The organism is Jeotgalibacillus marinus, assembly GCF_040801915.1.
GTDB lineage: Bacteria > Bacillota > Bacilli > Bacillales > Jeotgalibacillaceae > Jeotgalibacillus > Jeotgalibacillus marinus.
The window spans coordinates 1-236 of sequence record NZ_JBFMIA010000287.1 but is presented as its reverse complement, the minus strand read 5'-3'; the positions used below and the strand labels follow the sequence as shown (position 1 = coordinate 236).

The following is a 236-nucleotide window of genomic DNA, read 5'->3' as shown; positions in this document are numbered from 1 at the left end:
CTTAAGTGGATCCCGTTTTTTGGGCAGCTTTATTGGTTGTCTGGTAATATTTTAATTGATAGATCGAATCGCTCTAAAGCGGCGGGGACAATTTCTAAAGCGGCGGCTAAAATTAAACAAAAAGGATTGTCGGTGTGGATGTTTGCAGAGGGAACACGTAGCTACGGGCGTGGTTTATTACCTTTTAAAACAGGGGCTTTCCATACTGCACTTAGTGCAGAGGTGCCTGTTGTGCC

General features: G+C 44.5%; 1 protein-coding gene. It reads left to right on the top strand.

Annotated features, from left to right (window positions below; all coding sequences use genetic code 11):
- The coding region (locus tag AB1471_RS17880; protein ID WP_367781061.1) for a 1-acyl-sn-glycerol-3-phosphate acyltransferase at positions 1–236 on the top strand (236 nt) is incomplete at both ends.